The sequence below is a fragment of the Lentzea sp. NPDC055074 genome, assembly GCF_053608005.1.
In genome coordinates this window covers 108265-125161 of the sequence record NZ_JBSGUQ010000002.1, presented here as the reverse complement: position 1 = coordinate 125161, position 16897 = coordinate 108265, and the positions used below count along the sequence as shown (strand labels likewise).

Sequence of the window (16897 nt, the reverse complement as noted above, 5' to 3'; positions counted from 1 at the left end):
GGATGATCTCCACCGTAGTATACGATGCGTCCGCCCTACACGACGGCGCAGTACGAGATTTACTGATTCGACTATCCGCCGCCAGACTAATTCAGGCTAAGTGGCCAGTCCAGGTTCTAGATAACCTCGATCGGCACCTCAAAGTCGATCGTGGAATTAATGAGGTCCACAGAAGAGACCTACGCGCCGCAATAAGCAACACTCTTCCAGACAACCTCATAACTGGCCACGAACTTCTCTCAGATACTCTTCCTTTAGGCGAACCGTATGAGCGCTCCGTGCTTGCCGCCGCAATAAAGGCCAGAGCCGATATGATCGTCAGCGCAGAACCTGACCGATATCCAGTTGCCGTCACCACGGACTGGGGAATCGTCGCCATTCCAGTCGACGCATTTATTGCGCGCATTGCCAGAGAACACCCATCAGAAGTTCTACAGTGCGTAATCGCTATGGCAGTCTTTTACCATGCATCAACGGACTTCAGCAAAATGATCGCCAGACTGAAGAAGTCCGGACTATCCGACTCGATAATCGCCTTGCAGGCTGCAAGGATTCACGAAATTCACGAATTTTCCAAACAAGAAGGTGCTGAGACACAACGAGTCGGCGGTTCGCCCCTGCGTGGCACCAAATCCGGATCTCGTTCGCCCGATAACTTAGCACGCAATCCTTCCTCCGCAATCGAAGTTGACATCGCTGAAGCCGAAGATTTTATTCGACAGCACTTTGCGGAATGTCCAGATCTTGGAAGAGTGGAAGAAAGACTGATAGAAGTAAACGCCGAGATCGCTGCCACCGGCACCTATCGACACACCAGCCAGGAACTCACTTTCGGCGCCCGCTTAGCATGGAGAAATAGCGCAAACTGCCTTGGGCGCTTATACTGGAAAAGTTTAAAAGTTCGCGACCTTCGGGACATCAGCGACCCAGGAAAGGTGGCCGACGAATGCATACAGCATATTAGGATTGCAACAAACTCAGGTAAGATTCGCCCCTTGATTACCGTTTTTGCGCCAGATGAGCCAATGAACCCAGGGCCGCGAATACGAAATAGCCAGCTCGTTCGCTATGCCGCTTACAGAGGCACCGATGGCGGCGTCCTAGGCGATCAACGAAATTTAGCATTGACAGATTTTGCTGTATCGCATGGGTGGCGGCCACCAACGTCGCGATCTCCATTCGATGTACTACCGCTCATTATTGAGACAGCTAGCAATAATGTTTCCGTCACTAATCTACCTTCCGACGTCGTACTTGAAGTATCCCTGACCCATCCAGAGATGAAATGGATAAAGGGACTTGGGCTACGATGGCACGCAGTATCCTCGATCAGCAACATGCGAATGCGCATCGGCGGTGTAGACTATCCGGCGGCTCCATTCAGCGCTTGGCATATGGATGCCAGCATTAGCACAAAAGCACTAGCGGCCGCCGATCGATACGATCTTTTGCCATACATCGCCAAGCGCATGGCCCTTGATATGTCGTCAGAGGCCACGTTGTGGCGAGATCGAGCTTTGGTGGAACTTGCTCGAGCCGTTTTACACTCTTTCTCTCGCGCTGGAGTGACTATCACTGATCACCATACAGAGGCGCGGAGGTTTTTGACGCATCTCGAGAAGGAGGAGGCCGCAGGGCGCTCGTGCCCCGCAAATCCCCTATCGATGATTGCGCCGATGTCAATCTCTCCGATGGTTGCACTTGATTGGCGGCGCGAAATTGATGCCGCAGTTCCCAACTTCTTTGCCGCAGGCGATTCTTCACAAAGCTGGCAGGAGGGACATTAATCACCATTATGACGTTGCACATACCGAAAACTGCGTCCATGCAGACTAAGTCGCGTAGCGATACTCGTGAATGACTCCGCCGAGACGGTCCCGTCGACCTATGATGAGTCCTTCAATCCGAGCTGTGGGGTGCCAAAACATGGCTCAACGTGCCTGAACTGCGGATCAAGCTGCTGCAGGTTCGTACTCGTTGATCAAGCCTGTGCCGCTCGAAAAGTCATCGCTGCAGCTCACGCGGCGTACCTGTACTCGTTGATCACCCCACCGAGGATCCGGGTGCGTAGTGGTCGACGACGAAGGTTGTCGAGGTCACGCGTCGCTGCGAGGTGCTGTTGGATGCCTGGTGGTCGCTGGTCCCGTGCCTGGTGAGGCCGGTGCTCGTTGTAATGCGCTTGGTAAGCCGCGAGAACTTGACGCGCGTGAGCTTCTCCCAGGATGAGGACGTGGTCGAGAACTTCGCGGCGGATGTTGCCGATGATCCGTTCGCAGTTCGCGTTCATCCGGGGAGCTCGCGGCGTAGTCGCAATCACATGCAGTTCCTCTGCCTCAAATACGGCGTCGAAAGCGTCGCCGTATTTGCCGTCGCGGTCACGAAGCAGGAAGCGCAGTGACTCCATGCGCGCTCCGAGCTCGCCGGCCAGATTCCTCGCCTGCTGCACCGTCCACTCTCGCGTCGGGTGCGCGGTGACGCCGGTGACATGCATGCGCCTCGTGCCGTGTTCGAGAAACACCAACGCGTACAGACGTTGGCCGAACACGGTGTCGATGTGGAAGAAGTCCGTCGCGATGATGCCCTCCGCCTGCGCGGTCAGATACTCCCGCCAGGTCGGACCGCCTCGCCGCGGTGCCGGATCGATGCCCGCGCGGTCCAATATCTCCCAGACCGTCGAGGCGCCCAGGCGATGACCAAGCCGAACCAGCTCGCCATGGATCCGCCGATGTCCCCACCGCGGATTCTCTCTGGCAAGCCGGAGCACGAGCGCCCTGATCGCAGTCTGAGTGGTAGGACGCCCAGTGTGCCGACGCGCGGTGTAGTCCCACTTCCAGGACACGAACCTACGATGCCAGCCGAGCAACGTCCCAGGAGTAACCGGGAAAACCACCTTCCAGCGCGAGCGGTCCACCAGTCTCGACAGCGCGGCGAACCAGAACCGGTCGGGGGTCTCGTAACGGCGCGGCCCGGTCAACTGCCGACGAAGCACAACGTTCTCGTGCCGCAGCACCAGAAGCTCCGCATCCTTGGCTGCCTCACTGCGAAGCAGAACCACCGGAACAGACAGCAACTTGCAGACCACCTTGTACAACAGCGAAACGATCACCCGAACATGCTCGCAGCCGGGAGAACATCGCTGTTCAGAGCTGCGATGACTTTCCGGGCGGCACAGGATGCTCAACGGGGCTTCGCGCGGGCCGCGTGAACCCTAGAAAGCGTCGGCGCTGAACGGAAATCCGTAGACGGAAGGTTCCTCGCGTTCAGCCTGGACGCAAACCTTCTGCGCCTGCAGGCATGGATGACCTAGTGCTCGTTGTCCTTCGAGTTGTCGCGCCTGCCGTCGTGCTCGATCTCGAAGAAGCGGCCGAGGATCTTCACGCGGAACCTGCCACCGGGCCGGGACGCCACGGCCGTGATCAGGACGGCCGAGAGGAGGAGCGCCGCGAGTGCGGTGACAGGGGGCCATGAGGTCATGGCACTGAGAATCATATCCACGCCAGCTAGTATCGCGGGTATACACCACCCATCACACCAAACTCTACGGGTATTAACCCAGCGCGTAAGGTTTTTTACGACCAAACCGCGTGTCGTGTGGGTACAACTGCCGTTTGAGGCGACAGGCTTACCTGAAAGCAAAAACCGTCTAACTGGGGCTATCCCGTTATGCAGCACTATCTGCATAGTCTCGCGCTAGACCAATCCCGCTCTAAACTGGTTATGTGATTCTAGTCACTTAACTGCCTGGCGACCTCCTTGCGTGGTCCCCTTGACAGCGTTCGGCCTGTCCGCTCGTTCAGTGCACGGATGATCGCGGGTCGCTCGGACGGCTTGGTTCCGCGCAACGCCACGACCATGATCAGCACGCGCCCGGCGACCACGCCAAGCAGCGCGAGCTGCAGCGACGACTTTCCGGGCGGCACACGGTGACCTGCTGCTAGATCTCCTTCGACTCGCAGGTGGCGGCGAACCCCGCAGACCCACAGGAGGTTCACCCAGGCCGCCTCGGTGGCGTCGGCCGACACCTGCAGTTCGAATCCCAGTGCGTTCGGCCGACACTAATCGGTCTGCCTCCAATCCTGTCCCCCGCAAAGAATGTGACGTTGGTTCGCTCGGCTCGGCGCAGGGCAATCATCTCCACAGCGTCTTCGGTGGACACAGTGCTCGCAGGGCCGTGGCCACGAAGACAGGCTTTGACCGCGCGCAGGCAGCCGAGCGTCGCCTGCACTATTCCCCCCGGCGAGGACCAGCAGGTGAGCCGTAACGCTTCGGACAACCGCCCGATCAAACACATGCCCGTCGCACCGCTTTGCTACGTTGATCCGCTCACCCCAGCGTGGTGAGAGCAGGTGCGCCAACCTGCCCACCGCCCGAACGCCGTCACCACCTCCTCGAAGCAGGTCCATGTGGTGCCGACGTCCGCGGATCCGTTTCGGAGCGCACGATGACAAGCGGCGACAGACCCAGAGGTCACTTCTCACCGGTACGCCCGTTACTGGCCGGCGATGTTCTGGGCAACGACGTGGTAGCGGGTTTCGCCTGGCAGTCCTGCGGCAACGGGGAGCCATCGACACACCTGGACGATAAGTTGCTGCTGGTAGGCGACGAGAACCTGGACGTACCACCGGAACGTCCCGTACCGCAGACCTCGGAAGGAGCGGTGGCACGCGCTGCCATGCCACCAGCTGACCTGGGCGGTGGAGGTGTCCGCGACGCCGCTTCCGTAGACCCGACTGTGCCGCATCGAGTGGACGCGTTGCTGGACCTGCCTGGAGCGCCGTGGCAACCGGTCGCCCGGTCGTTGTTCGGCTCTGTGCACGCCACTGGACACCGGGTGTGGTTGTCAGGCGGTGTGGTGCGCGATGTCGTCAGTGGCGCGGGTGCACGGCAGATCAACGACCTTGACCTGTCCGGCACAGTTCCGGCTGGGAGGTTCAGCGACATCCTCTACCAGTCTTTGCGTGCGTCACGCATGGCGGAGTTCCCGACCAGCGTGACGCCGGGATCGTTGGTGTGTGCGGTCACACCGCCAGGCTCGAGGACGCGGTTGATCGAGTACAGGGGTCTGTCTACCGCAGGTTTTCGCTTCCCCGCTGTGGGCAGCAGTCTCCGGCAGGACGTCCGAGCACGTGACTTCACCTTCAACGCCTTGTTTTACGATATCTACAATCACGAGATCTTCGATCCGACTGGCAGAGGCATCGACGATCTTCTGGCCGTTGAACGGAAGTTCGTGGCCCTCAAGGAGACTGGTGACTCCTTCGCACGTGCCGAGGTGATCGTCCGCGCTCTCAAGTTCGCCATGCGCTGGATGCAGGACAGGCCCTCGAACGTCGACGGCATCAACTCCTGGCTTTCGCAAGGCGATCCCGCGCTGTGCGAAACCCTCACCAGCAAGCAGTGGCGTGCGCTCGACGAGCGTTATCGCAAGTCTGTGACGGGGCCGAAGGAGGATCAGCGGGCGTTCGCCGAACGTCTCGCGGCACCAGGCAGGGAGCTGCTCGAGAACCTGATCGGTGGTGCTCGATGACCGCAGTGCACCGCCCGCTCAGCGCCTGGATCTCTCATCTCGACGGATCGGCGCTTGAGCCTGTGAACGACGGGGACGACCGTCACGACGCCCGAGCTTTCACCTACTTCGATGAAGGATGGACTCGCACCATCGTGCGCTGCGGTCATGCTCACGCGCTCGCGCTGACCAACGGCTCCGCGACGGTGGTGGAACTGGACAACTTCGGCCGTCCCATCTTCGCCACGTCGAGCATCGCCGCCGCGGTCGAACGGGTCGAACAGAACTGGCCGCACGTGCATCCAGATCCGGTGGACTTCGCTGAAGCATCCATTCCGCTGCGCTATTGGCTGCTTCAGCGTCTCGACGAAGAGGGTTCACCACCGGACGAAGCGTTCGCAGTGCTGCCGTGGGAGTTGCTCGACCGTGCTCTCGCATCGCTGTTGATCACGCTCGACAATCCGGCGACGCCGGGAGAACTGGTCGAGATGAGGCACTGGCTCACCCCAGCGGTACGCGGTCTCACAGGGCCGCTGGAGCAGCTCGACCACGGGCTGAGAACCGGCGACGAGCACATCGCGCGGCTCGGCGCATCCGGACTGCTGGACAACCTGCGGCACATCCGGCTGACGCGGGTTCCTGCCAGCTCGCTAGTCGCGCTGTCGAAGCTCGTGTGGCGTCTCGCGACGAGCGATCCAGCGCTCGCTGAGGCGGAGCGTCTGATCCAGGCTCGAATTCACGACGCGTCAGCACCTCGAACGACGTCGAACCATCCTGCGGTGACGGAGATCGAGGTGCGGGTAGGAGCCGAAGGCAACCTGGACGAGCTGGTGAATCTCCGCAACTGGCTACACGCCTACGACCAGCTCGATGTACAGGTCAAGCTCGTACGACCTCCCACACTGTCCGGTCATCTGGGTGGTGCGGTGGAAGCCCTCGTCTTCGCCCTTTCAGCTCTTGATGTTGCTCCAGGCGGATTCGCTGTTCGGGTGTTCGCGAGGGCGCTGTCGACCTGGGTCGCACGTCGCAGGGTCCAGGTCGAGGTGACGCTCAGGGACACCGATGGTTCGGCAAGGACGGTCGTCGTCCCCGCCGACCACGATCCAGCCATGATCATCCGATCTCTTCTGATCGACAATCATGGCGCGTGAACAGGCTTTCCGGTTACCGGATCCACAGCGCACACGCGTCCTGCTCATCGGCATGTCGACCTACGACCAGGCCGACCTGCACGACTTGCCGATGGTGCCGAACAACCTCCAGGCGCTCAAAAGAGCCCTCACCGATCCGATGCTCGGCGGTTTGCTCCCCGAACACTGCAGGATCCTCCTGAACCCCGAACGTGTGCACCACCTGCTCGAAGCGATCACAAGGGCAGCCAGCGAGGCCGAGGATTTCCTGCTCGTGTACTTCGTCGGACACGGCGTTCTCGATGATGACGCGGTGTTGCGCCTGGCCGTGCGGGAGACGCGCAGCGAGTACCTTCGAAGCACTGCCGTCGACCTCCTCGACGTGAAGAAGGCCATTCGTCCCAGGGCGAAGCGCAGGGCGCTGGTCTTCGACTCGTGTTACAGCGGGCAAGCCGTCAAACGCCTGCTCGGTCCCGCCGAACCACTCGTGCGCGCCACGAGCTTGTTCGACGGCGTGTACGTGGTCGGGTCCGCCGGCGAGTACGACCCCGCGGCAGCGCCCGAACACGAGCGCTTCACCGTTTTCACCGGGGAGCTCGTCGACCTCCTTCGCGCCGGCGTACCAGAGAAACCCGCGCTGCTATCCCTGCACACCGTTTTCACCGAGGTACAAAGACGTCTGGCCAGCAAGGGGCTGCCGAGGCCCCGCCTCGGTTCCGTCGACACCGTCGGCGGGATGGCCCTCGTGCGCAACGCCGCCGCGGGTTCGGGCGGAACTGAACTCGCACCGCTGCCGGAGCAAACTCCGGCAGTGGACACCGAGCAGGTCGTGTTCCCGGAGGCGAAAGGGCCGGGGCGTCTGCTTGCGTACCTCGCCGCAGCAGCTGCCGCTGGCGGGCTTCTCGAACTGCTGGACCGCGTGCAGCCGCCTGTACAACAGGTCTCAGCCAGCACCTTCGCGGCATGCGTGTCGCTGTGGGCGTTGTGCGCCTTCTACGTCAACATCCGTATGCCAGCCCCGTATTCGTTGACGGTCAACCGCGATGTGCTGTCCCTGAGAGTGGGCCGAAAACGACACCTGGTGCAGTGGGAGAACATCGACAAGGTCGAGCTGGAACGCAGACCGAACGGAAGCTTCGATCTGCGTGTACGGCAGTCACGCAGTGCGATCCCAGTACGCACCAGCAGGTGGAAGGCGGGCCCACGACCATCGGACGACGGAGACGGGTTCTACATGGCCGAGATCCGCCGTCTCCGTGCTCGCGTCGAAGATGTCGAGTCCGCCTTGCAACGCTTCGGCGGCGCCGTGTGGCACCGCTGTCCGGACATCCCCACGACTCCCACACCAGTAAGGTTGCGCCGAACCCACTTCGCGACCAAACCGCGCCTTTTGACAGCGCTCGGGGTCTTGCTGCTTCTGGTCGGTCTGTCCCCCTTCGCAGCATTGGCCTCGCACCCAAACCCGTGGGCCGCGGTGCCGCTCTCACTGATCTCACTGCCCTGGTGTCTCCCCGGCGTGCTGGTACTGCGCGCCGCACACCGACCCGCCACGCTGGAACTAAGCACAGCCGGCCTGCGATATCGCCGAGGCGCACACGTCTTGCGACTGAACTGGGCCGACGTCGATCTGATCACGGCGATCGGGCGCCTCGGACCCGGTTTCGGTCCAAAGTTTCTCTACGTGCGCCGACGCGGATCGGTCGACGGCCGCGGCGAGCTGCTGTGCGACGTCTTCTCGTTGTGCACCTCTAAAGACTCCATCTTCAAGGCGATCGCCACCACCGCGGGCGATCGGTGGCAACCCGGCTTCCGGCTGGACACTGAGGTTCGCCGCGACCAGAACGGCACGATCTTCGGAGGCAGAACGGCTTCCGCGCGAACCGCAGTCGCCGCTGCGCTCGCTGCGGCCGTCTCAGCGACGTTGCTTTGGGCGCTTCCCCTTCAGGAACACCCGCAGAACAGCAGTGCGCTTTGGGCGCCAGCAGGGCTCTTCTGCAACCTCCTGCTGCTGGCGAGTTTAACCGGCTGTTCACTCCTGGTGCGGTCCAGGTGCACCCTCACACTGGATCCCACCGGCATCACAGTCCAGAAAGGACGTCGAGCCGCGAAGCTTCCTTGGGCGCAGATCAGACACATCCGAGTGATGAAGATGCAGAAGGTGATCCGGCAGAAGCATCGCAGTCCTCGCGTGAGTACGGTGAACGCGATCCAGGTCTCGCTGACCTCCAACCAGGAGAAGGCACCCGCGTCATGGCTATTCGCACCTTGTTTCAGGCGCGTCAACGACATCATGATGGTCTGCCCGGTAGACGCGCTTTCCTTTCACCTCAACGCATCGGCGTCCACGCTCGATGCGGAGCTCGCCAGATTCGCCGGACCGCAGCGGTGGCTGCCTCCGGTGACGCACGACAGGACATAACGGTGGCCGGGCGCGTCGCAGGCGCCCGGTTTTCGGCATGGAGGTCATCAGCCCGTCTTTGCGAACGTCGTATGTAAGGTTGTGCCGGTGGTGTGGGATGCCGAGATCGACCGGCTGCGCCTGTGCGTGCCGAAAACCTCATCCATGCAGGTTAAGCGGCTCAGTGATACTCATGGATGACTCCGCCGAGACGGTCCTGTCGATCTGCGGTGAGCCTTCGATCTGGGCGGGCTCGAGTGGCTGCGGCCGGGTTCGCGGGGGTGCTGCGGCGGCGAGTGATCGGCGAGTTCGGTGCTCGTTGTAGTGCCGCTCGTACTCGCGCAGCGCGTGCCACAGGCGAGCCTGATTCCAGATCAGCGCGCGGTTCAACAGTTCGCAGCGAAAGTCCCGGGCCCCAGTCGCCAGAACTTAGCGACAAAAGATTGAATCGCGTCGACTGGCCCTCTATACTAGGTTCGAGCTATCCAATAGCACATGAACACACAAACTGCGCAAGCTTGCTACATATGGGAACTCAAGTCCCCCCTCGGACACGAGCGTTATTCACCCTCACGGGGTTGATGGAGACATCAGCTTCGTGGGGGTTTTGCTTGTACCGAACTTGCAGGTCTATCGCCTCGTACAGCTCTTCGAGTCTCGTCGGCGCACTGCCTCTCAGTGCCGCGCTGACGTCTCCTATCAGATCGATCGCCGCGTAAATCTCAGCGACGTCCACCTCCACCGGTGCTGGGACGTTGTCCTGTGGGGTGCCAAAACACGGCTCAACTTGCCTGACCTGCGGATCACGCTGCTGCGGGTTCGTACTCGTTGATCAAGCCGCCGAGCACTCGCCGACGACGTACGGATCTACAACCTGGCCCTGCGATGGGGTGATCCGGTAGCGGCGGAGCGTGGCCCCGCGCTCTGTGTGGCCGTCGGTGGTTGTAGTGGGACACGTAGCGGTTCAGCACTGACGTCAGATGATGCTCGTTGATGATGAGCAGCCGGTCTGTGAGCTCACGCCTCACGGTGCCGACGAACCGCTCGGCGTAACAGTTGGCCCGCGGACATCGCGGTGGGATCTTCACGACGTCGATGCCGGCGTCCGCGAGAACAGAATCAAACGACGCCACGAACTGGCCGGCCCTGTCACGAACCAGGAAACGAAAGTCGTTCGCCCGGTCTTCCAGCCCCATGAGGAAATTGCGAGCCTGCTGCGTAGTCCACGGGCCGTCGGGGTTGGTGGTAGTGCCGAGGATGTGGACGTAGCGGGTGCCGACCTCCATCACGAAGAACACGTACACCCGCTTCAGCGTGACGACGCAGTCGACATGGAAGAAGTCGCACGCCAGCATGCTCGCCGCCTGGACACGCAGAAACCGCCGCCACGACGTGTCGGAGCCCCGTGTCGGCGAAGGCGGAATCCGAAGCCGTTTCAGCACACGACGAACAGTCGACGCGGCCGTCCGATGACCAAGCTTGAGCAGCTCACCTTGGATACGGCGGTAACCCCAGCCCGTGTTCTCCCGCGCCATCCGCTCGATCAACGCCACCACGGTCTCATCGACCCGCGGTCGCCCAGCCCGGTTCGGATAGGTCCACTTCGTCGCGACCAGGCGCCGATGCCACCGCAGAACGGTGGCCGGAGACACCAACCGGTGCTCTCGCAGCCACACCGGTAACCGCCGCACCAACGCGGACAGCACTGCACGATCAGCCCAATCCAACCGCGGACGACCATGAGTACGGCGCAACAACGCGACCTCATGCCGCAACACCAACAACTCGACGTCCTTCGACGCTGACGACCGGCCGAGCAGGACCAGCCAGCCACCCAACTGGACAAAAACGAGGTACAGCAGTCGCAGCGCCACACCCACGATCATGCCGACCGAACGACAGCACCCGACCACCGCAGCTCAACGCATGTGTGCAGAGTTCTGGCACCCCACAGGTCTGGTGCCGCGGGCGTGGCGGCGGGACACACCCCGACAGCACCAGGCCACTACGCGGCCGAACGCACCAAGAACGCGAAAAGTCCCTACTCCCGCACCCGCAGTGGCCTATATCAGGTTGGGCTGAGCTGAGCGAACTCTCCTTCGATGTTGACCTCGATCGTGTCGAAGAAGTTGAAGTTCTCCGAGTGGGTACGGGAGATGTGGGCCAGGACCTTGTCGCGAAAAGCCCTTGGCCCGCCACTGCGGGAAGCGGTGGCGGGCTAAGGGCCGTACTTGGGAACGGACGGCTGAGCCGTCATCGTGGTGCGCTGAGGCACGAGGCTCACCCCGTGCCTCAGCGCTGGTTGTCCGCGTCCGTCCAGGTCGAAAGGATCACGGCGCGGCTGGAACTGGGCGTGGTGGAGGGCGATCTCGAGATCGTGATGATCGGCTGCTTGTGCAGCGGATCATGTTGGTTGTCAGACGTGCATTCGCTGCCGGGCAGCCACGATTGTGCCGTTAATGCCGCCTGCCCACCTAGCGTTGATCATGTAGGCGAGGGCTCCGGCGGCGGCGGCCATGATTCGAACGTTCGCCGTGTTGACGACCCACTGCTGCACCCTGGTGAGCAATGCGCCCAGCTGAGCCGCGGTGGCACCACCGGTGAGGCATGCCACCAGCCCCTGAACGACCTGGAGATCCGCGGCCGACCTGTCTGGCGTCCAGACCTGGTACACCACGTGGCCCGCTACTCCGCCGATGCATCCGCCGATCGCGGCGGCAACCGCAGGGACCGTGCCTCCTGTGACTGAGGTGAGGAACGCAGTGGCGAAGGTGGTGACAGCGAGCGCGGCGGCGACACCTGCCGCTGCGGCCAGGAGCTCCTGTGCCCACCGCGGCACGGAGGACAGCGCGCGGCCCCGGTGCGGAGCGACCTTCTGCTCGAGACAGCTTCCCGAGGGAACGCCCGCCACGTCCGAGTACCCCCACACCGTGAAGGTGTTACCACCGTTGTGGTTGACGTAGGTGTTGAGCCTGGGCCGGCCGGTGCCGTTCGACTTGCCGTTGAGCTTGCGGTACACCTGCGCGAGGTTCGCGGCCTCCGTCGCACTGCTCGCGTTGATGTCGTAGCGATGACTCACGCGGCAAGAACCCTGCGAGTTGACCGCGATGACCTCGTCTTTCTTGACGGGAGTCGAGTGCTGCGGAGCGGCCTCGGCGACGCCCTGGACCAGGGTGGCGAACAGCGCTGCCGCCGCGACGAGTACAACGGCAGGGCGGCCGGCTGCGACCTTCAGCGATCGCGGCCGACGTCGAGATGATGGTGATGCGGCTTCGGTAGCGTCCATTGCGGATACCTCCTGAGCAGGGCTGACTGACAGCGATAACCCTCTCTTTCCGAGGAGACATGGGGATCCGCTTGGGCACCTAGCTTTGAGCAAACCAAAACGGCCGCTCTATACCACGCTATGCCCGGCTTCCGCAAGCGCGAGAACGCGTAACTTTTACGATAATCAACGCCCTGGGGCACGAAGGCGGCCACTTGTTTCACAGTCCCGCCGCACCGCTTCTCAGCACCAGCAGGCGCCTACCCGCCAGCGTGATCTAGCCCGCGCGGCGAAGGCTTCTTGACGTTGGTCACGCTGAGGCCCACTTGGTGGACTGGACGGCGATCTCGACCCTTGAACGCACGCCCAGCTTGGTGATGATGTGACTGACGTGGGTCTGGACAGTTCTGCGTGAGAGGAACAAAGTGGTCGCGATGGCGGGATTGGACAGTCCGTCGGCGACCAGAGCGGCGACACGTTTCTCGGTCGAGGTGAGCGCTTCCCAGCCCGTCGTGGGCTTGGTCGTGCGAGCGGGCGAACCCGTGCGCACGCCCAAGTTCCGCAGCACCGCAGTCGCCCGTCGGATCTCGTGCTCGGCACCGAGCATCCGGTACACCTCCGCCGCCGCAGCCAGTCTGCTGCGCGCGCCGGCTGAGTCTTCACGCGCGGCGCAGGCGAAGGCAGCGTCGGCGCTGGCGTCCGCGAACAACGGCAGATATCCGGCCTCGCGGTAGAAGTCCGCGCACGTGTCGAGCGTCGTTACGTCACCATCGGTCAAAGCCACACACCACCTGGCAGCCGTGCGCCTGGCGCCGTCCTCCTCGCCTTCTGCATCCGCAGCGGCCGCTTCGATTCCGGCGCGCACCAATTCCTTTCTGTCCGCTCTTAGCGCTGTCCGTACGATCCGCGTGATCCAGCGGTGCCGGATGTTCGCAAGGTCCACGTTTTCCGCCGCGAGAAGATGCGCCATCACCTGGGCGAGCTCAGCGGCTTGATCGTTCTGAGCGAGCATCTCGGCCTGGGCGAGACGGGCGTAGACCAGGGCGATCTGCGAGAAGGCATCCGTTCGCGGTGTGGTGGACATGTGGCCGAGCCACGTCGCGGCTTCGTCAAGGCGGCCACGACGAGCGGCGATCAGGGCCGCCAGCCCGAGTCGGATGTGCCTGCGGTTGAGGTATGGATCATCGACCGCTGTCGGGATGTCGAGCTCGCTGATGGCATCGTCCCAGCGTCCGGTCCGAAACAGGTGCCCTGCGGCAGCCAGCGCCAGATTCACCGTCGAGCTGGACGAGGTGAGGTCCGCGGCAATGGTCTGCGCCGCTTGCAGCGAGGACTCAGCCTCGCGTGCGTTCTCCGACCACGCGGTGCGATTCCCGAGCAGCACCAGCTTCAGGTCCGCCAGCTGCAGGTCACCCAGAGCGTCAAGCGCTGCATCGACCATCCTCACGGCGCGCCGGTACCGCCCGGCCTGCCATGCTGCCAGCGACAGTGCGTGATAGGCGTAACCTTCGGCGAACCCGTCTGGACGCACTCGAAGGGTCTGCAACACCTCGTGCGCCTGCTCGCAAGCCTGCTCGGCTTGCCTGCTCCCAAGCAGGCCCAGACAGTACAGCGCCCGCAGTCGGTTCGTCCACAACGGACACGCCTCGGACATGGCATCGGAGATGACGCCGAGCGCGTCCGGAAACTGGCCGGTGGACAGCAGGCTGTATCCCAGCATCCACGCCAATTCGGCTGCCCGTGCCGGTGGAGGCCGACGAGTCAGCGTTCGCCGGCCCACCCGTGTCACCACGTCGAACGAGCGCTGACTGAACGCGGAGGCGGCCAGCACGAACTCGAGGCCGTCGCGACCAGGTGCGCGGACCAGTCCGCGTTCGAGGACCCTGGTGATCAACTCTTCGGCGACGGACGGCATGCGGGTGGCGAGAGCCTCGCCATGTTCGACGAGCCAGTTCACAACCCAAGCGTCGGCGCTCTCCGAGGCGGACATGAGCTGCGCGACAACACGCTCGATCGGCGTTGCCACACGGTGCAGCGCCTCGGCCATGTGCCGGTGCAGTGCCGCGCGGACTGTCGCGGGCATCGAGAGGTACACGCAGTCGCGGATCAAGCCGTGACGAAATATCAGTTTCTGCTCGTGTTCAGCAAGCACACCCGCACGCACCGCCTCGTCGAAGCTCGGCAACAAGTCAAGAACCGAGCGCCCGGTGACCGCCGCGAGATCGGAGACAACGAAGCCGTGGCCGAGCATGCTGGCAAGGCGGAGCATCTCCCGTGTATCCGCGGTCAGGCCGTTCACGCGATCTGTGATCACCCCCGACAACGAGGCCACTGGACGAGTCTCTGTGTCGGAGATGTCCACGATCTCACCGTCCAGAGCCAGAGACCCCGCGCGCCGCACAGCGTCAACGACCTCCCGGACGTAGAGCGGGTTTCCTCCTGCCGCGGCAATGGCCTCCGTTAGACGCGGACCTACGATGTGACCAGCGAGCCGGCTGGCCAACTCTCCTGCTTCCGTCGCCGACAGCGCCTGAAGCTCCAGCGTCGTCCCGCCATGCCGTTCGAGAACGTCACGCAGCTGGGAACGTTCAGGCCAGTCCGTCGTGGAGCGACAGGTACCTACCAGCAGCAGCGGTGCCTGGGTGGTCACGCTGACAAGCCGTGCCCAGGCAGCGATGCTTGCCTTGTCCGCCCACTGCAGATCATCCACCACCAACACGGTGGGCGCGATCACGCACAGTTCGTCGACCGCGGCCAGAATGCGCTCCGTAAGTACGAGCACAGGGTCGGGTAGAGCCCATTGCCGCACCGACTCCGGTTGTGTTCGATCTGCGCCATCGGAGATGCTCGGTCCACCGGCAGGTGGTCGCGACAGGCCGACGCTGTCCAGCAGAACGCGCAACGGAAATCCAGTCGTCAGCTGATCAGCAGTGCCCCTCATCACCTGACACGAAGACGCCGCTGCCTGGGCGGCGATGATGCCGGCCAGATGAGTCTTGCCGATCCCCGGCTCACCCTCGACGAGTATCGCCTGACCGCGTCCGTCCACCAGCCCAGCCACTGCTGTGGTGACCGCGTCCAGTTCACAGCGTCGCCCAATCCACGTCACATCGTCAGGCACAGAGCCAATGCCGAGCACTGATGAACCATAGCGATCGCACGGAAGGACCGCCCGGAGCGAGCCGTGCGGGAGCTGGCACGAGCCACTTCTCAAACAGCTGTAGTCGCTGGGTTGGCGGGCATGCTGATTTCGGATGGTGTCGGCTATCCGTAATCGAGACGTGACTAGCTTGGCTGCTGCCGGCGGTCGGATGTAGCGCTACCTTCGCGCCCTGGTAGCAGCCTGAAACCTTTGCGGACATGCGCAGTAGCGGGTAGCGGCCCAAGGAGCGGCGCACACCGTTCCCCAAGGCTCGTAGGCCTGCAGGACCGGAGGACCGGAGGACGAGGCTGCCTGAACGTCGTCCACTGCCCGCCGCTACCGCACCGGGCCGTACTCCCTCAGCGAGGCTCTGCGGCGCTGCAATTTGCAAAGTCCATCGAGTTCCGCGTGGTCGGGTCTGCTGCACGAGTGGGTGACAGTGTGACCTGTGGGGTGCAAAAACATGGCTCAACGGTCTTAACCTGCGGATTAAGCGGCCGGGAGACGTAGCGGTTCAGCACTGGCTTCAGGTGCCGTTCGTTGATGATCAGCAACCGATCCGTGAGCTCGCGTCTGACGGTGCCGACGAACCGTTCCGCGTAGCAGTTCGCCCGCGGACATTGCGGTGGGATCTTCACAACGTCGATGCCGGCGTCCGCGAGAACGGAATCGAACGACGTCGTGAACTGGCCAGCCCTGTCACGAATCAGAAAACGAAACTCGCTGGCCCGGTCGTCCAGCTCCATGAGGAAATTGCGCGCCTGCTGCACCGTCCACTCTCGCGTCGGATGCGCCGTGACGCCGGTGAGGTGCAGGCGCCTGGCGCCTGGTGCCGTGTTCGAGAAACGCCAGCGCGTACAGGCGTGCTCCGACCACTGTGTCGATGTGGAAGAAGTCCGCCGCGATGATCCCCTCGGCCTGCGCGGTCAGAAACTCCCGCCACGTCGGGCCGCGTCGCCGCGGCACCGGATCGATGCCCGCGCGGTTCAGGATCTCCCAGACCGTCGAGACACCCAGGCGATGACCAAGCCGAACCAGCTCGCCATGGATCCGCCGATGACCCCACCGCGGATTCTCTCTAGCAAGTCGGAGTACGAGCGCCTTCATCGCCGCTGCGGTCGATGGACGCCCGGTTCGTCGGCGCGCGGTGTGATCCCACTTGCGAGCGATGAACCTGCGGTGCCAGTCGAGCAACGTCCCTGGGGTAACCGGGAAGACCTCCTGCCAGCGCGAGCGGAGCACCAGTCTCGACAGCGCCGCGAACCAGAACCGGTCCACGTGCTCGTAACGAACCGGACCAGTCAACTGCCGACGTAGCACAACGTTCTCGTGTCGGAGCACCAGAAGCTCCGCATCCTTGGCTGACTCACCCCGAAGCAGCACCGCCGGAACAGACAGCAACTTGCACAACACCTGGTACAACAGCGAGCCGATCATCCAGACATGCTCGCAGCTG

Annotated in this window: 11 protein-coding genes; 4 read left to right on the top strand and 7 right to left on the bottom strand. The window is 62.9% G+C overall.

Annotation, left to right across the window (positions count from 1 at the left end):
• The first annotated feature begins 2 nt into the window (after positions 1–2).
• Positions 3–1787, top strand: a complete 1785-nt coding sequence (locus tag ACWF7A_RS04545) for a nitric oxide synthase oxygenase (protein ID WP_452249026.1) — start codon at positions 3–5, stop codon at positions 1785–1787.
• A gap of 230 nt (positions 1788–2017) precedes the next feature.
• Here ACWF7A_RS04545 and ACWF7A_RS04540 read toward each other — a convergent pair whose 3' ends face one another.
• Positions 2018–3106, bottom strand: a complete 1089-nt coding sequence (locus tag ACWF7A_RS04540) for an integrase core domain-containing protein (RefSeq protein WP_452249025.1) — start codon at positions 3104–3106, stop codon at positions 2018–2020.
• A gap of 197 nt (positions 3107–3303) precedes the next feature.
• Entirely contained in the window at positions 3304–3474 is a 171-nt protein-coding gene (locus ACWF7A_RS04535) for a hypothetical protein (RefSeq protein ID WP_452249024.1), read from the bottom strand.
• A gap of 967 nt (positions 3475–4441) precedes the next feature.
• On the opposite strand from ACWF7A_RS04535, the gene ACWF7A_RS04530 reads away from it, so the two are divergent.
• The 3 genes from ACWF7A_RS04530 to ACWF7A_RS04520 are packed head-to-tail and all read left to right on the top strand — an operon-like array spanning position 4442 to position 9055.
• Positions 4442–5527 (top strand): hypothetical protein, encoded by a 1086-nt coding sequence (locus ACWF7A_RS04530; RefSeq protein WP_452249023.1) that lies wholly within the window; start codon positions 4442–4444, stop codon positions 5525–5527.
• Positions 5524–6657 (top strand): effector-associated constant component EACC1, encoded by a 1134-nt coding sequence (locus ACWF7A_RS04525; protein ID WP_452249022.1) that lies wholly within the window; start codon positions 5524–5526, stop codon positions 6655–6657. The genes ACWF7A_RS04530 and ACWF7A_RS04525 overlap by 4 nt, the downstream gene beginning before the upstream one ends.
• Positions 6647–9055 carry a caspase family protein gene (locus ACWF7A_RS04520; RefSeq protein ID WP_452249021.1) on the top strand — a complete coding sequence of 803 codons (2409 nt, stop codon included), beginning with the start codon at positions 6647–6649 and terminating at the stop codon, positions 9053–9055. Before ACWF7A_RS04525 ends, ACWF7A_RS04520 begins: the two co-directional genes overlap by 11 nt.
• 782 nt (positions 9056–9837) lie before the next feature.
• On the opposite strand, the gene ACWF7A_RS04515 is transcribed toward ACWF7A_RS04520, so the two are convergent.
• From ACWF7A_RS04515 to ACWF7A_RS04495, 5 genes are all read right to left on the bottom strand, one after another.
• Positions 9838–10908, bottom strand: a complete 1071-nt coding sequence (locus tag ACWF7A_RS04515) for an integrase core domain-containing protein (RefSeq protein ID WP_452249020.1) — start codon at positions 10906–10908, stop codon at positions 9838–9840.
• Positions 10909–11450: 542 nt separating this feature from the next.
• Entirely contained in the window at positions 11451–12320 is an 870-nt protein-coding gene (locus ACWF7A_RS04510; protein ID WP_452249019.1) for a hypothetical protein, read from the bottom strand.
• Between the two features lie 289 nt (positions 12321–12609).
• A complete protein-coding gene (locus ACWF7A_RS04505; RefSeq protein ID WP_452249018.1) occupies positions 12610–15438 on the bottom strand; it encodes an ATP-binding protein in 2829 nt (942 codons plus the stop codon).
• Positions 15439–15800: 362 nt separating this feature from the next.
• A complete protein-coding gene (locus tag ACWF7A_RS04500) occupies positions 15801–16187 on the bottom strand; it encodes a hypothetical protein (protein WP_452249017.1) in 387 nt (128 codons plus the stop codon).
• On the bottom strand, positions 16141–16878 hold the full coding sequence (locus ACWF7A_RS04495) for a hypothetical protein (protein WP_452249016.1): 738 nt from the start codon (positions 16876–16878) through the stop codon (positions 16141–16143). Before ACWF7A_RS04495 ends, ACWF7A_RS04500 begins: the two co-directional genes overlap by 47 nt.
• Between the last annotated feature and the right edge of the window lie 19 nt (positions 16879–16897).

What these genes read in the sequence shown, in the direction of transcription:
- ACWF7A_RS04530 (WP_452249023.1), top strand. Translation starts at nt 4,442, where the DNA reads ATGACAAGCGGCGACAGACCCAGAGGTCACTTCTCACCGGTACGCCCG.
- ACWF7A_RS04545 (WP_452249026.1), top strand. Translation starts at nt 3, where the DNA reads ATGATCTCCACCGTAGTATACGATGCGTCCGCCCTACACGACGGCGCA.
- ACWF7A_RS04495 (WP_452249016.1), bottom strand. Translation starts at nt 16,878, where the DNA reads ATGATCGGCTCGCTGTTGTACCAGGTGTTGTGCAAGTTGCTGTCTGTT.
- ACWF7A_RS04520 (WP_452249021.1), top strand. Translation starts at nt 6,647, where the DNA reads ATGGCGCGTGAACAGGCTTTCCGGTTACCGGATCCACAGCGCACACGC.
- ACWF7A_RS04500 (WP_452249017.1), bottom strand. Translation starts at nt 16,187, where the DNA reads ATGGAGCTGGACGACCGGGCCAGCGAGTTTCGTTTTCTGATTCGTGAC.
- ACWF7A_RS04535 (WP_452249024.1), bottom strand. Translation starts at nt 3,474, where the DNA reads ATGACCTCATGGCCCCCTGTCACCGCACTCGCGGCGCTCCTCCTCTCG.
- ACWF7A_RS04510 (WP_452249019.1), bottom strand. Translation starts at nt 12,320, where the DNA reads ATGGACGCTACCGAAGCCGCATCACCATCATCTCGACGTCGGCCGCGA.
- ACWF7A_RS04525 (WP_452249022.1), top strand. Translation starts at nt 5,524, where the DNA reads ATGACCGCAGTGCACCGCCCGCTCAGCGCCTGGATCTCTCATCTCGAC.